The organism is Enterobacter sp. 186315 (assembly GCF_053290175.1).
In genome coordinates, this window is the sequence record NZ_JBPTTK010000002.1 from 336,934 (window position 1) to 350,844 (window position 13,911).

Below are 13,911 nucleotides of genomic sequence, written 5' to 3' on the forward strand. Positions count from 1 at the left end.
GCGACGCATGAGAGCAGCGGCAAAAACGCAAAAACCGAAACGTCAGGAAGAGCAGGCCAACTTTATTAGTTGGCGTTTTGCGTTGCTGTGCGGCTGTATTTTACTGGCGCTGGGTTTCCTGCTGGGTCGCGTTGCCTGGCTGCAAATCATCGCGCCGGACATGCTGGTGCGTCAGGGTGATATGCGTTCTCTGCGCGTGCAGGAAGTTTCCACCTCTCGCGGCATGATCACAGACCGCTCCGGGCGCCCGCTGGCGGTGAGCGTGCCCGTTAAAGCTATCTGGGCCGACCCGAAAGAGCTGCATGACGCGGGCGGTATTACGCTCGATAACCGATGGAAAGCGCTGGCGGATGCACTGAAGATGCCGCTGGACCAGCTTTCTTCCCGCGTTAACGCCAACCCGAAAGGGCGCTTTATCTATCTGGCCCGTCAGGTTAACCCTGACATGGCCGATTACATTAAAAAACTGAAACTTCCCGGTATACATCTGCGGGAAGAGTCTCGTCGCTACTACCCTTCAGGCGAAGTGACCGCTCACCTCATCGGCTTCACGAACGTCGACAGCCAGGGGATTGAAGGCGTTGAGAAAAGCTTTGATAAGTGGCTAACCGGCCAGCCGGGCGAGCGCATCGTGCGTAAAGACCGCTACGGTCGCGTGATTGAGGATATCTCTTCCACCGACAGCCAGGCGGCGCACAATCTGGCGCTGAGCATTGACGAGCGTTTACAGGCGCTGGTCTACCGCGAGCTGAACAACGCCGTGGCCTTTAACAAGGCGGAATCGGGCAGCGCCGTGTTAGTTGATGTCAGCACGGGTGAAGTGCTGGCGATGGCCAATAGCCCGTCCTACAACCCCAACAATCTTACCGGTACGCAGAAGGATGTTATGCGTAACCGCACCATCACCGACGTGTTCGAACCGGGTTCGACCGTTAAGCCGATGGTGGTCATGACTGCGCTCCAGCGCGGCATCGTGAATGAAAGTACCGTTCTGAATACCATTCCATACCGAATTAACGGCCACGAAATCAAAGACGTGGCGCGTTACAGCGAATTGACCCTGACCGGGGTATTACAGAAGTCGAGTAACGTCGGTGTTTCAAAGCTGGCGTTAGCGATGCCGTCCTCAGCGTTAGTAGAGACTTACTCACGTTTTGGGCTTGGAAAAGCGACCAATTTGGGGTTGGTCGGAGAACGCAGTGGCTTATATCCTCAAAAACAACGGTGGTCTGACATAGAGAGGGCCACCTTCTCTTTCGGCTACGGGCTAATGGTAACCCCGTTACAGTTGGCGCGAGTCTACGCAACGATTGGCAGCTATGGCGTTTATCGCCCGCTGTCGATTACCAAAGTTGATCCACCGGTTCCGGGGGAGCGTATCTTCCCGGAATCTATCGTTCGGACCGTTGTTCATATGATGGAAAGCGTGGCACTGCCCGGCGGCGGTGGCGTGAAGGCGGCGATCAAAGGCTATCGCATCGCCATTAAAACCGGTACGGCGAAAAAGGTGGGGCCAGATGGCCGCTACATCAACAAATACATTGCCTATACCGCAGGCGTTGCGCCTGCAAGCAATCCGCGTTTTGCGCTGGTGGTCGTGATAAACGATCCACAGGCGGGTAAATACTACGGCGGTGCCGTTTCCGCGCCTGTGTTCGGGGCAATCATGGGTGGCGTGTTGCGCACCATGAACATCGAACCGGATGCGCTGGCGACGGGCGAAAAAAGTGAATTTGTAATTAATCAAGGCGAGGGTACAGGTGGCAGATCGTAATTTGCGCGACCTTCTCGCTCCGTGGGTGCCAAATGCACCGGAGCGAGCACTGCGAGAGATGGTTCTGGACAGCCGCGTGGCTGCTTCTGGCGATCTTTTTGTAGCGGTGGTCGGTCATCAGGCGGACGGGCGTCGATATATCCCGCAGGCGATTGCGCAAGGTGTAGCTGCCATTATTGCTGAGGCAAAAGATGAGGCAACCGACGGTGAAATCCGTGAAATGCACGGTGTGCCGGTCATCTATCTCAGCCAGTTGAGTGAGCGTCTTTCCGCGCTGGCGGGGCGTTTTTATCACGAACCTTCTGACCAGTTACGTCTGATTGGCGTAACCGGAACCAACGGTAAAACCACCACCACGCAGCTGATGGCGCAATGGGCGCAGCTGCTGGGTGAAACCGGTGCGGTGATGGGCACCGTGGGTAACGGCCTTCTGGGCAAAGTGAACCCGACGGAAAACACCACCGGCTCTGCGGTTGACGTGCAGCACGTGCTGGCCGGTCTGGCAGAGCAGGGCGCGACCTTTGCCGCAATGGAAGTCTCTTCACACGGGCTAGTGCAGCATCGTGTGGCCGCGCTGAAATTCGCGGCGTCCGTCTTTACCAATCTCAGCCGCGATCACCTTGATTATCATGGTGATATGGAGCACTACGAAGCGGCGAAATGGCTGCTTTACTCCACGCACCACTGCGGTCAGGCGATCATCAACGCCGACGACGAAGTGGGTCGCCGCTGGCTGGCAAAACTGCCGGACGCGGTTGCGGTATCTATTGAAGATCATATCAACCCGAACTGCCACGGCCGCTGGCTGAAGGCGGTTGAGGTTAACTACCACGACAGCGGTGCCACCATTCGCTTTACCTCTTCATGGGGTGACGGTGAAATTGAAAGCCGCCTGATGGGCGCATTCAACGTGAGTAACCTGCTGCTGGCGCTGGCGACGCTGCTGGCGCTGGGTTATCCGATGGACGCACTGCTGAAAACCGCCGATCGTCTGCAACCGGTTTGTGGCCGTATGGAAGTGTTCAGCGCGCCGGGCAAGCCTACCGTGGTGGTTGATTACGCCCACACGCCGGATGCGCTGGAAAAAGCGCTCGAAGCGGCACGTCTGCACTGCGCCGGTAAACTCTGGTGCGTGTTTGGCTGCGGTGGCGATCGCGACAAGGGCAAACGTCCGCTAATGGGCGCTATCGCTGAGCAGTTCGCGGATATCCCGGTTGTGACGGACGATAACCCGCGTACCGAAGAGCCGCGCGCCATTATCAACGACATTCTCGCGGGAATGCTCGATGCGGGCCGCGCTCGCGTCGTGGAAGGTCGCGCGGAAGCCGTGACTAACGCCATCATGCAGGCGCAGGAGAACGACGTTGTTCTGCTGGCCGGTAAAGGGCATGAAGATTATCAAATTGTTGGCACCCGCCGTCTGGACTATTCCGACCGCGTAACCGCAGCGCGTCTGCTGGGGGTGATTGCATGATTAGCATCACGCTAGGCCAGGCCGCTCAGGCGTTGCAGGGCACCCTGCATGGTCAGGATCTGACCATCGACGCCGTGACCACCGACACCCGTAAAATCACCGCCGGCTGCCTGTTTGTGGCGCTCAAAGGTGAACGTTTTGATGCCCACGATTTTGTCGATCAGGCCAAAGAGAACGGTGCAGGCGCGCTGCTGGTTAGCCGCAAGCTCGATATCGACCTGCCGCAAATCGTGGTGAAAGATACGCGTCTGGCGTTTGGCGAACTGGCGGCATGGGTTCGCCAGCAGGTGCCGACCCGCGTCGTCGCGCTGACCGGCTCCTCAGGTAAAACGTCAGTCAAAGAGATGACCGCTGCCATTCTGAGCCAGTGCGGAAACACGCTTTATACCGCAGGCAATCTCAATAATGACATTGGCGTGCCGATGACGTTGCTTCGCCTGACCAGAGAGCATGAGTTTGCGGTGATCGAGTTAGGCGCTAACCATCAGGGCGAAATCGCCTGGACCGTGAGCCTGACCCGCCCGGAAGCCGCGCTGGTGAATAACCTGGCGGCGGCGCATCTGGAAGGTTTCGGCTCGCTGGAAGGGGTCGCGAAAGCGAAAGGTGAGATCTATACCGGCCTGCCTGAAAACGGCATTGCGATTCTGAACGCCGACAACAACGACTGGCTGAACTGGCAGAGCATTATTGGCTCGCGTAAGACCTGGCGCTTCTCGCCGAACGCGGCCAACAGCGATTTTACCGCGACCAACATTCATGTGACCTCGCACGGTACGGAATTCACGCTCAACACCCCTACGGGTGGCATTGACGTGCTGTTGCCGCTGCCGGGGCGCCATAACATCGCCAACGCGCTTGCCGCCGCTGCGCTCTCTATGGCGGTCGGAGCGGATCGCGAGGCGATCAAAACCGGTCTGGCAAACCTGAAAGCCGTTCCGGGGCGTCTGTTCCCGATCCCGCTTTCAGAGAACAAGCTGCTGCTGGACGACTCCTATAACGCCAACGTGGGTTCCATGACCGCGGCGGTGCAGGTGCTGTCAGAAATGCCGGGCTATCGCGTGCTGGTTGTTGGAGATATGGCCGAACTGGGCGATGAAAGCGAAGCCTGTCATACCCAGGTGGGCGACGCGGCGAAGGCTGCGGGTCTTGATTGCGTATTGAGTGCAGGAAAACTGAGCCAGGCTATCAGCCAGGCTAGCGGCGTTGGCGAACATTTTGCCGATAAAGCGTCACTTATTGCACGTCTTAAGTCATTGATTGCAGAAAAACAAATTGTGACTGTGCTGGTTAAAGGTTCACGCAGTGCTGCCATGGAAGAGGTTGTGCACGCATTACAGGAGAACGGAACATGTTAGTTTGGCTGGCCGAACACTTGGTCAAATATTATTCAGGCTTTAACGTCTTTTCCTATCTGACGTTTCGCGCCATCGTCAGCCTGCTGACCGCGCTGTTCATCTCCTTGTGGATGGGCCCGCGCATGATTGCTCGTTTACAGAAACTCTCTTTCGGCCAGGTTGTACGTAACGACGGCCCGGAGTCGCACTTCAGCAAGCGCGGTACGCCGACGATGGGGGGGATCATGATCCTGACCGCGATCGTGGTTTCCGTTCTGCTGTGGGCTTATCCGTCTAACCCTTACGTCTGGTGCGTGCTGACCGTGCTGGTCGGGTACGGGATCATCGGGTTTGTCGACGATTACCGCAAAGTGGTGCGTAAAGACACCAAAGGGCTGATTGCCCGTTGGAAATACTTCTGGATGTCGGTGATTGCGCTGGGCGTGGCCTTCGCGCTGTATCTTGCCGGAAAAGACACGCCAGCGACCGAGCTGGTGGTGCCGTTCTTTAAAGACGTCATGCCGCAGCTGGGTCTGTTCTACATCCTGCTGGCCTACTTCGTTATTGTTGGCACCGGGAATGCCGTCAACCTGACGGACGGTCTGGATGGCCTGGCGATTATGCCAACCGTGTTTGTGGCGGCGGGCTTTGCGCTGGTGGCATGGGCGACCGGTAACATGAACTTTGCGAACTACCTGCACATTCCTTACCTGCGTCACGCGGGTGAACTGGTGATCGTCTGCACGGCCATTGTCGGGGCGGGGCTTGGCTTCCTGTGGTTCAACACCTATCCGGCTCAGGTCTTCATGGGTGATGTGGGTTCTCTGGCACTGGGCGGCGCGCTGGGCATTATTGCCGTGCTGCTGCGTCAGGAGTTCCTGCTGGTGATCATGGGCGGGGTATTTGTGGTTGAAACCCTGTCGGTGATTTTGCAGGTCGGTTCCTTCAAGCTGCGCGGTCAGCGCATCTTCCGTATGGCACCGATCCACCACCACTATGAACTAAAAGGCTGGCCGGAGCCGCGCGTCATTGTGCGCTTCTGGATTATTTCGCTGATGCTGGTGCTGATTGGCCTGGCAACGCTGAAGGTACGTTAATCATGGCAGATTACCAGGGTAAAAAAGTCGTTATCATCGGGTTAGGCCTGACGGGCCTCTCCTGCGTTGACTTTTTCCTCGCGCGTGGCGTTACGCCGCGCGTGATGGATACGCGTGTCTCTCCGCCGGGTCTGGATAAGCTGCCGGAGCAGGTTGAACGCCACCTTGGTGGTCTGAATGATGACTGGCTGCTGACGGCCGATTTGATTGTCGCAAGCCCGGGCATGGCGCTGGCGCACCCGTCATTAAGCGCGGCGGCGGACGCCGGTGTGGAAATCGCCGGGGACATTGAGCTGTTTTGCCGCGAAGCGCAGGCACCCGTCATTGCTATTACCGGCTCTAACGGCAAAAGCACCGTCACCACGCTGGTGGGCGAGATGGCTAAGGCGGCGGGTAAAAACGTGGGCGTCGGCGGCAATATCGGCCTGCCCGCGCTGATGCTGCTGGATAAAGGCTGCGAGCTGTACGTGCTGGAACTGTCCAGCTTCCAGCTGGAAACCACCTCAAGCCTTCATGCGGCGGCGGCGACGATCCTCAACGTCACCGAAGATCACATGGATCGCTATCCGTTTGGTCTGCAACAGTATCGCGCAGCTAAGCTGCGCATTTATGAAAATGCCAAAGTGTGCGTAGTGAACGCTGACGACGCGCTGACCATGCCCGTTCGCGGTGCCGACGATCGCTGCATCAGCTTTGGTATCACCATGGGTGACTACCATCTGAACCGTCAGCAGGGCGAAACCTGGCTGCGCGTGAAGGGTGAGAAAGTGCTGAACGTGAAGGAGATGAAGCTCTCCGGGCAACACAACTACACCAACGCGCTGGCAGCGCTGGCGTTAGCCGATGCGGTAGGTCTGCCTCGCTCTTCAAGCCTGAAAGCGCTGACCACCTTCACCGGCCTGGCGCACCGTTTCCAGCTGGCGCTGGAGCACAACGGCGTGCGCTGGATCAACGATTCTAAAGCCACTAACGTCGGAAGCACCGAGGCGGCGCTTAACGGCCTGCACGTTGATGGCACGCTGCATCTGCTGCTGGGCGGTGATGGCAAGTCCGCCGATTTCTCCTCGCTGAAACAGTATCTTAACGGCGACAATATTCGCCTGTACTGCTTTGGTCGCGACGGCAGTGAACTGGCGCAGCTTCGTCCTGATATCGCTGAACAGACCGAGACAATGGAACAGGCTATGCGGCTTCTTGCCCCGCGCGTGAAGCCGGGCGATATGGTGCTGCTCTCGCCGGCCTGCGCCAGCCTCGATCAGTTTAAGAATTTCGAACAGCGTGGTGATGTCTTCACCCGCCTGGCGAAGGAGTTAGGCTGATGCGCTTTTCCCTCCCTCGCCTGAGAATGCCGCGACTGCCAGGATTTGGCATTCTGGTGTGGCTGTTTGCCGCACTGAAAGGCTGGGTGATGGCTTCGCGGGATAAAGATTCCGACAGCCTGATCATGTACGACCGTATGCTGTTCTGGCTGACGCTGGGGCTAGCGGCGATCGGTTTTATTATGGTGACCTCTGCCTCGATGCCCGTCGGGCAGCGACTGGCAAACGATCCGTTCCTCTTTGCCAAGCGTGACGGCCTGTACATTATTCTGGCGTTTTGCCTGGCGCTGATTACCCTGCGGCTGCCGATGTCGTTCTGGCAGCGACACAGTACGGCGATGCTGATCGCGTCGATCATTATGCTGCTGATCGTTCTGGTCGTCGGTAGCTCCGTTAACGGGGCATCGCGCTGGATCGCGTTTGGCCCGCTGCGTATTCAGCCTGCGGAGTTCACCAAGCTTTCCCTGTTCTGCTATCTGGCGAACTATCTGGTGCGTAAGGTCGACGAGGTGCGTAACAACCTTCGCGGCTTCTTAAAACCGATGGGCGTGATCCTGGTGCTCGCGGTCCTGCTGCTGGCGCAGCCTGACCTGGGGACGGTGGTGGTGCTGTTTGTCACCACGCTGGCGATGCTCTTCCTGGCGGGGGCAAAGCTGTGGCAGTTCATCGCCATCATCGGGATGGGGATTTCAGCGGTGGTGCTGCTGATCCTCGCCGAGCCATACCGTATTCGCCGCGTTACCTCATTCTGGAACCCGTGGGAAGATCCGTTCGGCAGCGGCTATCAGCTGACCCAGTCGCTGATGGCGTTTGGCCGCGGTGAAGTCTGGGGACAGGGCCTCGGCAACTCGGTGCAAAAACTGGAGTATTTACCTGAGGCGCACACCGACTTCATCTTCTCCATTATTGGGGAAGAACTGGGTTATATCGGTGTGGTACTTGCACTTTTAATGGTATTCTTCGTGGCTTTCCGTGCTATGTCGATTGGCCGGAAGGCGCTGGAAATCGATCACCGCTTCTCAGGTTTTTTAGCCTGCTCAATTGGTATTTGGTTCAGCTTCCAGGCACTGGTAAACGTCGGGGCCGCAGCGGGTATGCTGCCAACCAAGGGCCTGACGTTACCGTTAATCAGTTATGGTGGTTCCAGTCTGTTAATCATGTCGACGGCCATCATGTTGTTGTTACGTATAGATTATGAAACGCGTCTGGAGAAAGCTCAGGCGTTTACACGAGGTTCACGATGAATCAACCGAAGCGGTTAATGGTGATGGCAGGCGGTACCGGCGGACATGTGTTCCCGGGGCTCGCAGTTGCGCACCATTTAATGGATCAGGGCTGGCAGGTACGCTGGCTTGGAACCGCCGATCGCATGGAAGCCGATCTGGTACCGAAGCACGGTATTGAGATCGACTTTATCCGCATTTCCGGTTTACGTGGCAAAGGCATTAAGGCGCAGCTCCTTGCCCCGGTGCGTATTTTTAACGCCTGGCGTCAGGCGCGCACCATTATGAAGCGCTTCAAGCCAGACGTTGTGCTGGGCATGGGCGGCTATGTTTCCGGTCCGGGTGGGCTGGCGGCCTGGTCGCTGGGTATTCCCGTTGTCCTGCACGAGCAAAACGGCATTGCCGGGCTGACCAACAAATGGCTGGCGAAAATCGCCACCAAAGTGATGCAGGCCTTCCCAGGCGCATTTCCGAAAGCGGACGTGGTGGGTAACCCGGTGCGCGTTGACGTGCTGGCGCTGCCGCTGCCGGACGCGCGTCTTGCAGGGCGTGAAGGCCCGGTGCGCGTGCTGGTTGTAGGTGGTTCGCAGGGTGCCCGCATCCTGAACCAGACTCTGCCGCAGGTTGCAGCGAAGCTGGGCGATGCCGTGACCATCTGGCATCAAAGCGGTAAAGGCGCTCAGCAGACGGTTGAGCAGGCGTATATCGACGCCGGACAGCCTCAGCATAAAGTGACCGAATTTATCGATGACATGGCGACCGCCTATGCATGGGCCGACGTCGTGGTTTGCCGCTCGGGCGCGCTAACCGTGAGTGAAATCGCCGCGGCGGGCCTGCCAGCGCTGTTTGTGCCATTCCAGCACAAAGACAGGCAGCAGTACTGGAATGCGTTGCCGCTTGAGAAAGCCGGTGCCGCGAAAATATTCGAACAGCCACAGTTTACCGCCGATGCGGTCGCCACCACCCTGGCGGGCTGGAACAGAGAAGCATTGCTGGAGATGGCCCAACGCGCGCGCGCGACCGCCATCCCGGATGCAACCGAGCGGGTGGCAAAAGAAGTGAGCCTGGCAGCCCAGGCTTGATCCTCGCAGCGCGTGTTGCGCTGCACGATTTTTTTGAAGTAGTCGATGGCGTTTAGAGAATGAATACACAACAACTGGCAAAACTGCGTTCTATCGTGCCCGAGATGCGTCGCGTCCGGCACATTCACTTTGTCGGCATCGGTGGTGCTGGCATGGGCGGTATTGCCGAAGTGTTAGCGAACGAGGGTTACCAGATCAGCGGTTCTGACCTGGCGCCAAACCCTGTTACGCAACAGTTGTCATCGCTTGGGGTCACTATTTATTTCAACCATCGCCCGGAAAACGTGCTCGATGCGAGCGTTGTTGTGGTTTCCAGCGCCATTTCTGCCGATAACCCGGAAATCGTTGCCGCACATGAAGCGCGTATCCCGGTGATCCGCCGTGCGGAAATGCTGGCTGAGCTGATGCGTTTTCGTCACGGCATTGCCGTGGCCGGAACGCACGGTAAAACCACTACCACGGCGATGGTGTCCAGCATCTATGCCGAAGCGGGTCTTGATCCGACCTTCGTTAATGGCGGTCTGGTCAAAGCCGCGGGCGTTCACGCTCGTCTGGGCCACAGCCGCTACCTGATTGCTGAAGCGGACGAAAGCGACGCGTCGTTCCTGCATTTGCAGCCGATGGTTGCCATTGTGACCAACATCGAAGCTGACCATATGGATACCTACCAGGGCGACTTCGAGAATTTAAAGCAGACCTTTATTAACTTCCTGCACAACCTGCCGTTCTACGGGCGCGCGGTGATGTGCGTTGACGACCCGGTGATCCGCGAGCTGCTGCCGCGAGTGGGCCGTCAGATTACTACCTACGGCTTTAGCGAAGATGCTGACGTGCGCGTGGAAGAGTACAAACAGATCGGTGCGCAGGGCCATTTCACCCTGGCGCGTCAGGATAAAGAGCTGCTGCACGTGACGCTTAATGCGCCAGGTCGTCATAACGCCCTGAACGCGGCGGCAGCGGTAGCGGTTGCTACCGAAGAGGGCATTGAAGACGTCGCTATTCTGCGCGCACTGGAAAGCTTCCAGGGCACAGGCCGTCGTTTTGACTTCCTCGGTGAGTTCCCGCTGGAAGAGGTGAATGGCAAAGCGGGCACCGCGATGCTGGTGGATGACTACGGTCACCACCCGACCGAAGTTGACGCAACGATCAAAGCGGCGCGCGCGGGCTGGCCGGAGAAGAATCTGGTGATGATCTTCCAGCCGCACCGTTTCACGCGCACCCGCGATCTGTATGACGATTTCGCTAACGTGCTGTCTCAGGTTGATACCCTGCTGATGCTGGACGTTTACGCGGCGGGCGAAGCGCCGATTCCTGGCGCAGACAGTCGTTCGCTGTGCCGTACCATTCGTGCTCGCGGCAAAGTTGACCCAATTTTACTGTCGGATCCTGCTGAAGCAGCAGCCATTCTGGCTCCGGTTCTGACGGGCAACGATTTGATTCTGATTCAGGGTGCGGGAAATATCGGCAAAATCGCCCGTACCTTAGCTGAAATCAAACTGAAGCCGCAAACTCCGGAGGAAGACCGTCATGGCTGATAAGATTGCGGTCCTTCTCGGCGGCACCTCCGCCGAGCGTGACGTTTCGCTAAATTCCGGTGCAGCGGTTCTGGCTGGCCTGCGCGAAGGCGGTGTGAACGCGCACCCGGTCGACCCGAAAGAGGTCGACATTACCCAGCTTAAGGCGATGGGCTTCGACAAAGTGTTTATCGCTCTGCATGGTCGTGGCGGTGAAGACGGCACCCTGCAAGGGCTGCTGGATTTGATCGGCATGCCTTACACCGGCAGCGGCGTGATGGCGTCGGCGATCTCCATGGACAAACTGCGCAGCAAACTGCTGTGGCAAGGCGCGGGTCTGCCCGTTGCCCCATGGGTCGCGCTAACGCGTCGCGAGTTTGATTTAGGCCTGTCAGACAGCGTTAATGCGCGCATTGCTGAACTGGGGTTACCGGTTATTGTAAAACCGAGCCGTGAAGGGTCGAGCGTTGGTATGTCGAAGGTCGACGAAGCTCAGGATTTAGCCTCTGCTTTAGCGCTGGCATTTCAACATGATGAAGAAGTTCTGATTGAAAAATGGCTCAGCGGGCCGGAATTTACCGTCGCGATGCTTGGTGAAGAAATTTTACCGTCTATTCGTATCCAACCCGCCGGAACCTTCTATGATTATGAGGCGAAGTATCTCTCTGATGAAACGCAATATTTCTGCCCTGCCGGGCTTGAAGCAGAGCGCGAAGCAGATTTACAGTCTCTGGTCCTTAAAGCATGGAATGTTCTGGGCTGCCGCGGCTGGGGACGCATTGACGTGATGCTCGACGCTGACGGGCAATTTTATCTGCTGGAAGCAAATACTTCTCCGGGCATGACCAGCCACAGCCTTGTGCCAATGGCTGCGCGTCAGGCGGGAATGAGCTTCTCGCAATTAGTCGTACGTATTCTGGACCAGGCGGGCTGATATGTCTCAGGCTGCATTGAACACGCGCAACCGCGAGGAAGAAGAAGAATATTCTTCTTCACGACGGAGTAATGGAACGCGTCTTGCAGGGATTATTTTCCTGCTCGGTGTGCTGTTTACCGTGTTTATCAGCGGCTGGATGGTGCTGGGCTGGATGGAAGATGCGCAACGTTTACCGCTTTCAAAGCTGGTGGTAACCGGTGAGCGCCATTACACCCGAAATGATGATATTCGCCAGTCGATTCTGGCTCTGGGGTCACCTGGAACCTTTATGACGCAGGACGTCAATATTATCCAAAGTCAGATTGAACGTCTGCCGTGGATAAAACAGGCGAGTGTAAGAAAGCAATGGCCTGATGAATTGAAGATTCATCTGGTTGAATATGTGCCCATTGCGCGTTGGAATGATCAGCACATGGTCGACGTAGACGGAAATTCGTTTAGCGTCCCAAGCGATCGCGTCAGCAAGCAAAATTTACCGATGTTGTACGGCCCGGAAGGTAGCGAAAACGAAGTCTTGCAAGGCTTCCGCGAGATGGGGCAAGTGCTGGCTAAGGACAGGTTCACGTTAAAAGACGCAGCAATGACGGCCCGCCGCTCATGGCAGCTGACCTTAACGAACGGCATTAAGCTCAACCTTGGCCGAGGCGACACGATGAAACGTCTGGCGCGTTTTGTAGAACTTTACCCAGTTTTACAGCAACAGGCACAGACCGACGGCAAACGGATAAGCTACGTTGATTTGCGTTATGACTCAGGCGCAGCAGTCGGTTGGGAACCGGCTCCGGCCGAGGAACCTAATCAGCAACAGAATCAGGCACAGGTACAGGCAAAACAACAATGATCAAGGCGACGGACAGAAAACTGGTAGTTGGACTGGAGATTGGCACCGCGAAGGTTGCCGCTTTAGTAGGGGAAGTTCTGCCCGACGGTATGGTCAATATCATTGGCGTGGGCAGTTGCCCGTCCCGTGGTATGGATAAAGGTGGGGTAAACGACCTTGAGTCGGTGGTGAAATGCGTACAGCGCGCCATCGATCAGGCTGAATTGATGGCAGATTGCCAGATTTCATCTGTCTATCTGGCCCTTTCTGGCAAGCATATCAGCTGCCAGAACGAAATCGGTATGGTGCCGATTTCAGAAGAAGAAGTGACGCAGGAAGACGTGGAAAACGTGGTGCATACGGCGAAGTCCGTACGTGTGCGCGATGAGCATCGTGTTCTGCACGTTATTCCGCAGGAATATGCGATCGACTATCAGGAAGGGATCAAAAACCCGGTCGGTCTGTCCGGCGTGCGTATGCAGGCAAAAGTGCACTTGATCACATGTCACAACGATATGGCGAAGAATATCGTCAAAGCCGTTGAACGTTGTGGCCTGAAAGTTGACCAACTCATTTTCGCCGGTCTGGCCGCAAGCTATTCTGTGCTGACCGAAGATGAACGTGAACTTGGCGTCTGTGTGGTCGATATCGGTGGTGGTACAATGGACATGGCCGTGTATACCGGCGGTGCGCTGCGCCACACGAAAGTGATCCCTTATGCAGGGAACGTCGTGACCAGCGATATCGCTTATGCCTTTGGTACGCCACCGAGCGATGCAGAGGCCATCAAGGTACGCCACGGCTGTGCGCTGGGGTCTATCGTCGGTAAAGATGAGAGCGTTGAAGTGCCGAGCGTGGGCGGACGTCCGCCGCGCAGCCTGCAACGCCAGACGCTGGCAGAGGTTATTGAGCCGCGCTATACCGAGCTGCTCAACCTGGTCAACGAAGAGATTTTGCAGTTACAAGAACAGCTTCGCCAGCAGGGTGTGAAACATCATCTTGCCGCGGGGATTGTATTAACCGGCGGCGCAGCGCAAATTGAAGGTCTTGCTGCTTGCGCTCAGCGCGTGTTCCATACGCAAGTCCGTATTGGTGCACCGCTGAATATTACCGGTTTAACGGATTATGCTCAGGAGCCGTATTATTCAACGGCCGTGGGCCTGCTGCATTACGGGAAAGAGTCCCATCTTAGTGGTGAAGCAGAAGTGGAAAAACGCGTATCGGTGGGGTCGTGGGTCAAACGACTGAACACCTGGTTGCGAAAAGAGTTTTAATTTTTTTAAGAGACCGGAGAGAATTAGCGGTCTCGGGCGACAGGCACAACGGAGAGAGAAATT

Annotated in this window: 11 protein-coding genes; all 11 read left to right on the forward strand. The window is 56.9% G+C overall.

Going from position 1 to position 13,911, the window contains the following annotated elements:
- Window positions 1–7 precede the first annotated feature (7 nt).
- The 11 genes from ftsI to ftsA are packed head-to-tail and all read left to right on the forward strand — an operon-like array spanning window position 8 to window position 13,848.
- On the forward strand, window positions 8–1,774 hold the full coding sequence (gene ftsI / locus ACSVHP_RS03965) for a peptidoglycan glycosyltransferase FtsI (RefSeq protein ID WP_234672436.1): 1,767 nt from the start codon (window positions 8–10) through the stop codon (window positions 1,772–1,774).
- On the forward strand, window positions 1,761–3,248 hold the full coding sequence (murE, locus tag ACSVHP_RS03970) for a UDP-N-acetylmuramoyl-L-alanyl-D-glutamate--2,6-diaminopimelate ligase (RefSeq protein WP_447551048.1): 1,488 nt from the start codon (window positions 1,761–1,763) through the stop codon (window positions 3,246–3,248). Before ftsI ends, murE begins: the two co-directional genes overlap by 14 nt.
- Entirely contained in the window at window positions 3,245–4,603 is a 1,359-nt protein-coding gene (murF, locus tag ACSVHP_RS03975; RefSeq protein ID WP_447551049.1) for a UDP-N-acetylmuramoyl-tripeptide--D-alanyl-D-alanine ligase, read from the forward strand. The genes murE and murF overlap by 4 nt, the downstream gene beginning before the upstream one ends.
- A complete protein-coding gene (gene mraY / locus ACSVHP_RS03980; protein ID WP_008501985.1) occupies window positions 4,597–5,679 on the forward strand; it encodes a phospho-N-acetylmuramoyl-pentapeptide-transferase in 1,083 nt (360 codons plus the stop codon). The genes murF and mraY overlap by 7 nt, the downstream gene beginning before the upstream one ends.
- 2 nt (window positions 5,680–5,681) lie before the next feature.
- The gene (gene murD, locus ACSVHP_RS03985) at window positions 5,682–6,998 is read left to right on the forward strand and encodes a UDP-N-acetylmuramoyl-L-alanine--D-glutamate ligase (protein ID WP_447551050.1); all 1,317 of its coding nucleotides are present in this window, start codon (window positions 5,682–5,684) and stop codon (window positions 6,996–6,998) included.
- Window positions 6,998–8,242, forward strand: coding sequence for a cell division protein FtsW (ftsW, locus tag ACSVHP_RS03990; protein ID WP_234672444.1), 1,245 nt, complete (start codon window positions 6,998–7,000; stop codon window positions 8,240–8,242). Before murD ends, ftsW begins: the two co-directional genes overlap by 1 nt.
- The gene (gene murG, locus ACSVHP_RS03995; RefSeq protein ID WP_447551051.1) at window positions 8,239–9,303 is read left to right on the forward strand and encodes an undecaprenyldiphospho-muramoylpentapeptide beta-N-acetylglucosaminyltransferase; all 1,065 of its coding nucleotides are present in this window, start codon (window positions 8,239–8,241) and stop codon (window positions 9,301–9,303) included. The genes ftsW and murG overlap by 4 nt, the downstream gene beginning before the upstream one ends.
- A 59-nt stretch (window positions 9,304–9,362) precedes the next feature.
- Complete coding sequence (gene murC / locus ACSVHP_RS04000; RefSeq protein ID WP_447551052.1) at window positions 9,363–10,838, forward strand: UDP-N-acetylmuramate--L-alanine ligase; 1,476 nt, start codon at window positions 9,363–9,365, stop codon at window positions 10,836–10,838.
- Window positions 10,831–11,751 (forward strand): D-alanine--D-alanine ligase, encoded by a 921-nt coding sequence (locus ACSVHP_RS04005; protein ID WP_447551053.1) that lies wholly within the window; start codon window positions 10,831–10,833, stop codon window positions 11,749–11,751. The genes murC and ACSVHP_RS04005 overlap by 8 nt, the downstream gene beginning before the upstream one ends.
- A gap of 1 nt (window position 11,752) precedes the next feature.
- Window positions 11,753–12,595 (forward strand): cell division protein FtsQ, encoded by an 843-nt coding sequence (ftsQ, locus tag ACSVHP_RS04010; protein WP_234672450.1) that lies wholly within the window; start codon window positions 11,753–11,755, stop codon window positions 12,593–12,595.
- Window positions 12,592–13,848, forward strand: a complete 1,257-nt coding sequence (gene ftsA / locus ACSVHP_RS04015; RefSeq protein ID WP_010426970.1) for a cell division protein FtsA — start codon at window positions 12,592–12,594, stop codon at window positions 13,846–13,848. The genes ftsQ and ftsA overlap by 4 nt, the downstream gene beginning before the upstream one ends.
- Window positions 13,849–13,911: the final 63 nt, after the last annotated feature.

Bases quoted from the DNA above. Each gene is read 5' to 3' on its own strand.
- ftsI (WP_234672436.1), top strand. From the start codon at position 8: ATGAGAGCAGCGGCAAAAACGCAAAAACCGAAACGTCAGGAAGAGCAG.
- murF (WP_447551049.1), top strand. From the start codon at position 3,245: ATGATTAGCATCACGCTAGGCCAGGCCGCTCAGGCGTTGCAGGGCACC.
- mraY (WP_008501985.1), top strand. From the start codon at position 4,597: ATGTTAGTTTGGCTGGCCGAACACTTGGTCAAATATTATTCAGGCTTT.
- murD (WP_447551050.1), top strand. From the start codon at position 5,682: ATGGCAGATTACCAGGGTAAAAAAGTCGTTATCATCGGGTTAGGCCTG.
- ftsW (WP_234672444.1), top strand. From the start codon at position 6,998: ATGCGCTTTTCCCTCCCTCGCCTGAGAATGCCGCGACTGCCAGGATTT.
- murG (WP_447551051.1), top strand. From the start codon at position 8,239: ATGAATCAACCGAAGCGGTTAATGGTGATGGCAGGCGGTACCGGCGGA.
- murC (WP_447551052.1), top strand. From the start codon at position 9,363: ATGAATACACAACAACTGGCAAAACTGCGTTCTATCGTGCCCGAGATG.
- ACSVHP_RS04005 (WP_447551053.1), top strand. From the start codon at position 10,831: ATGGCTGATAAGATTGCGGTCCTTCTCGGCGGCACCTCCGCCGAGCGT.
- ftsQ (WP_234672450.1), top strand. From the start codon at position 11,753: ATGTCTCAGGCTGCATTGAACACGCGCAACCGCGAGGAAGAAGAAGAA.
- ftsA (WP_010426970.1), top strand. From the start codon at position 12,592: ATGATCAAGGCGACGGACAGAAAACTGGTAGTTGGACTGGAGATTGGC.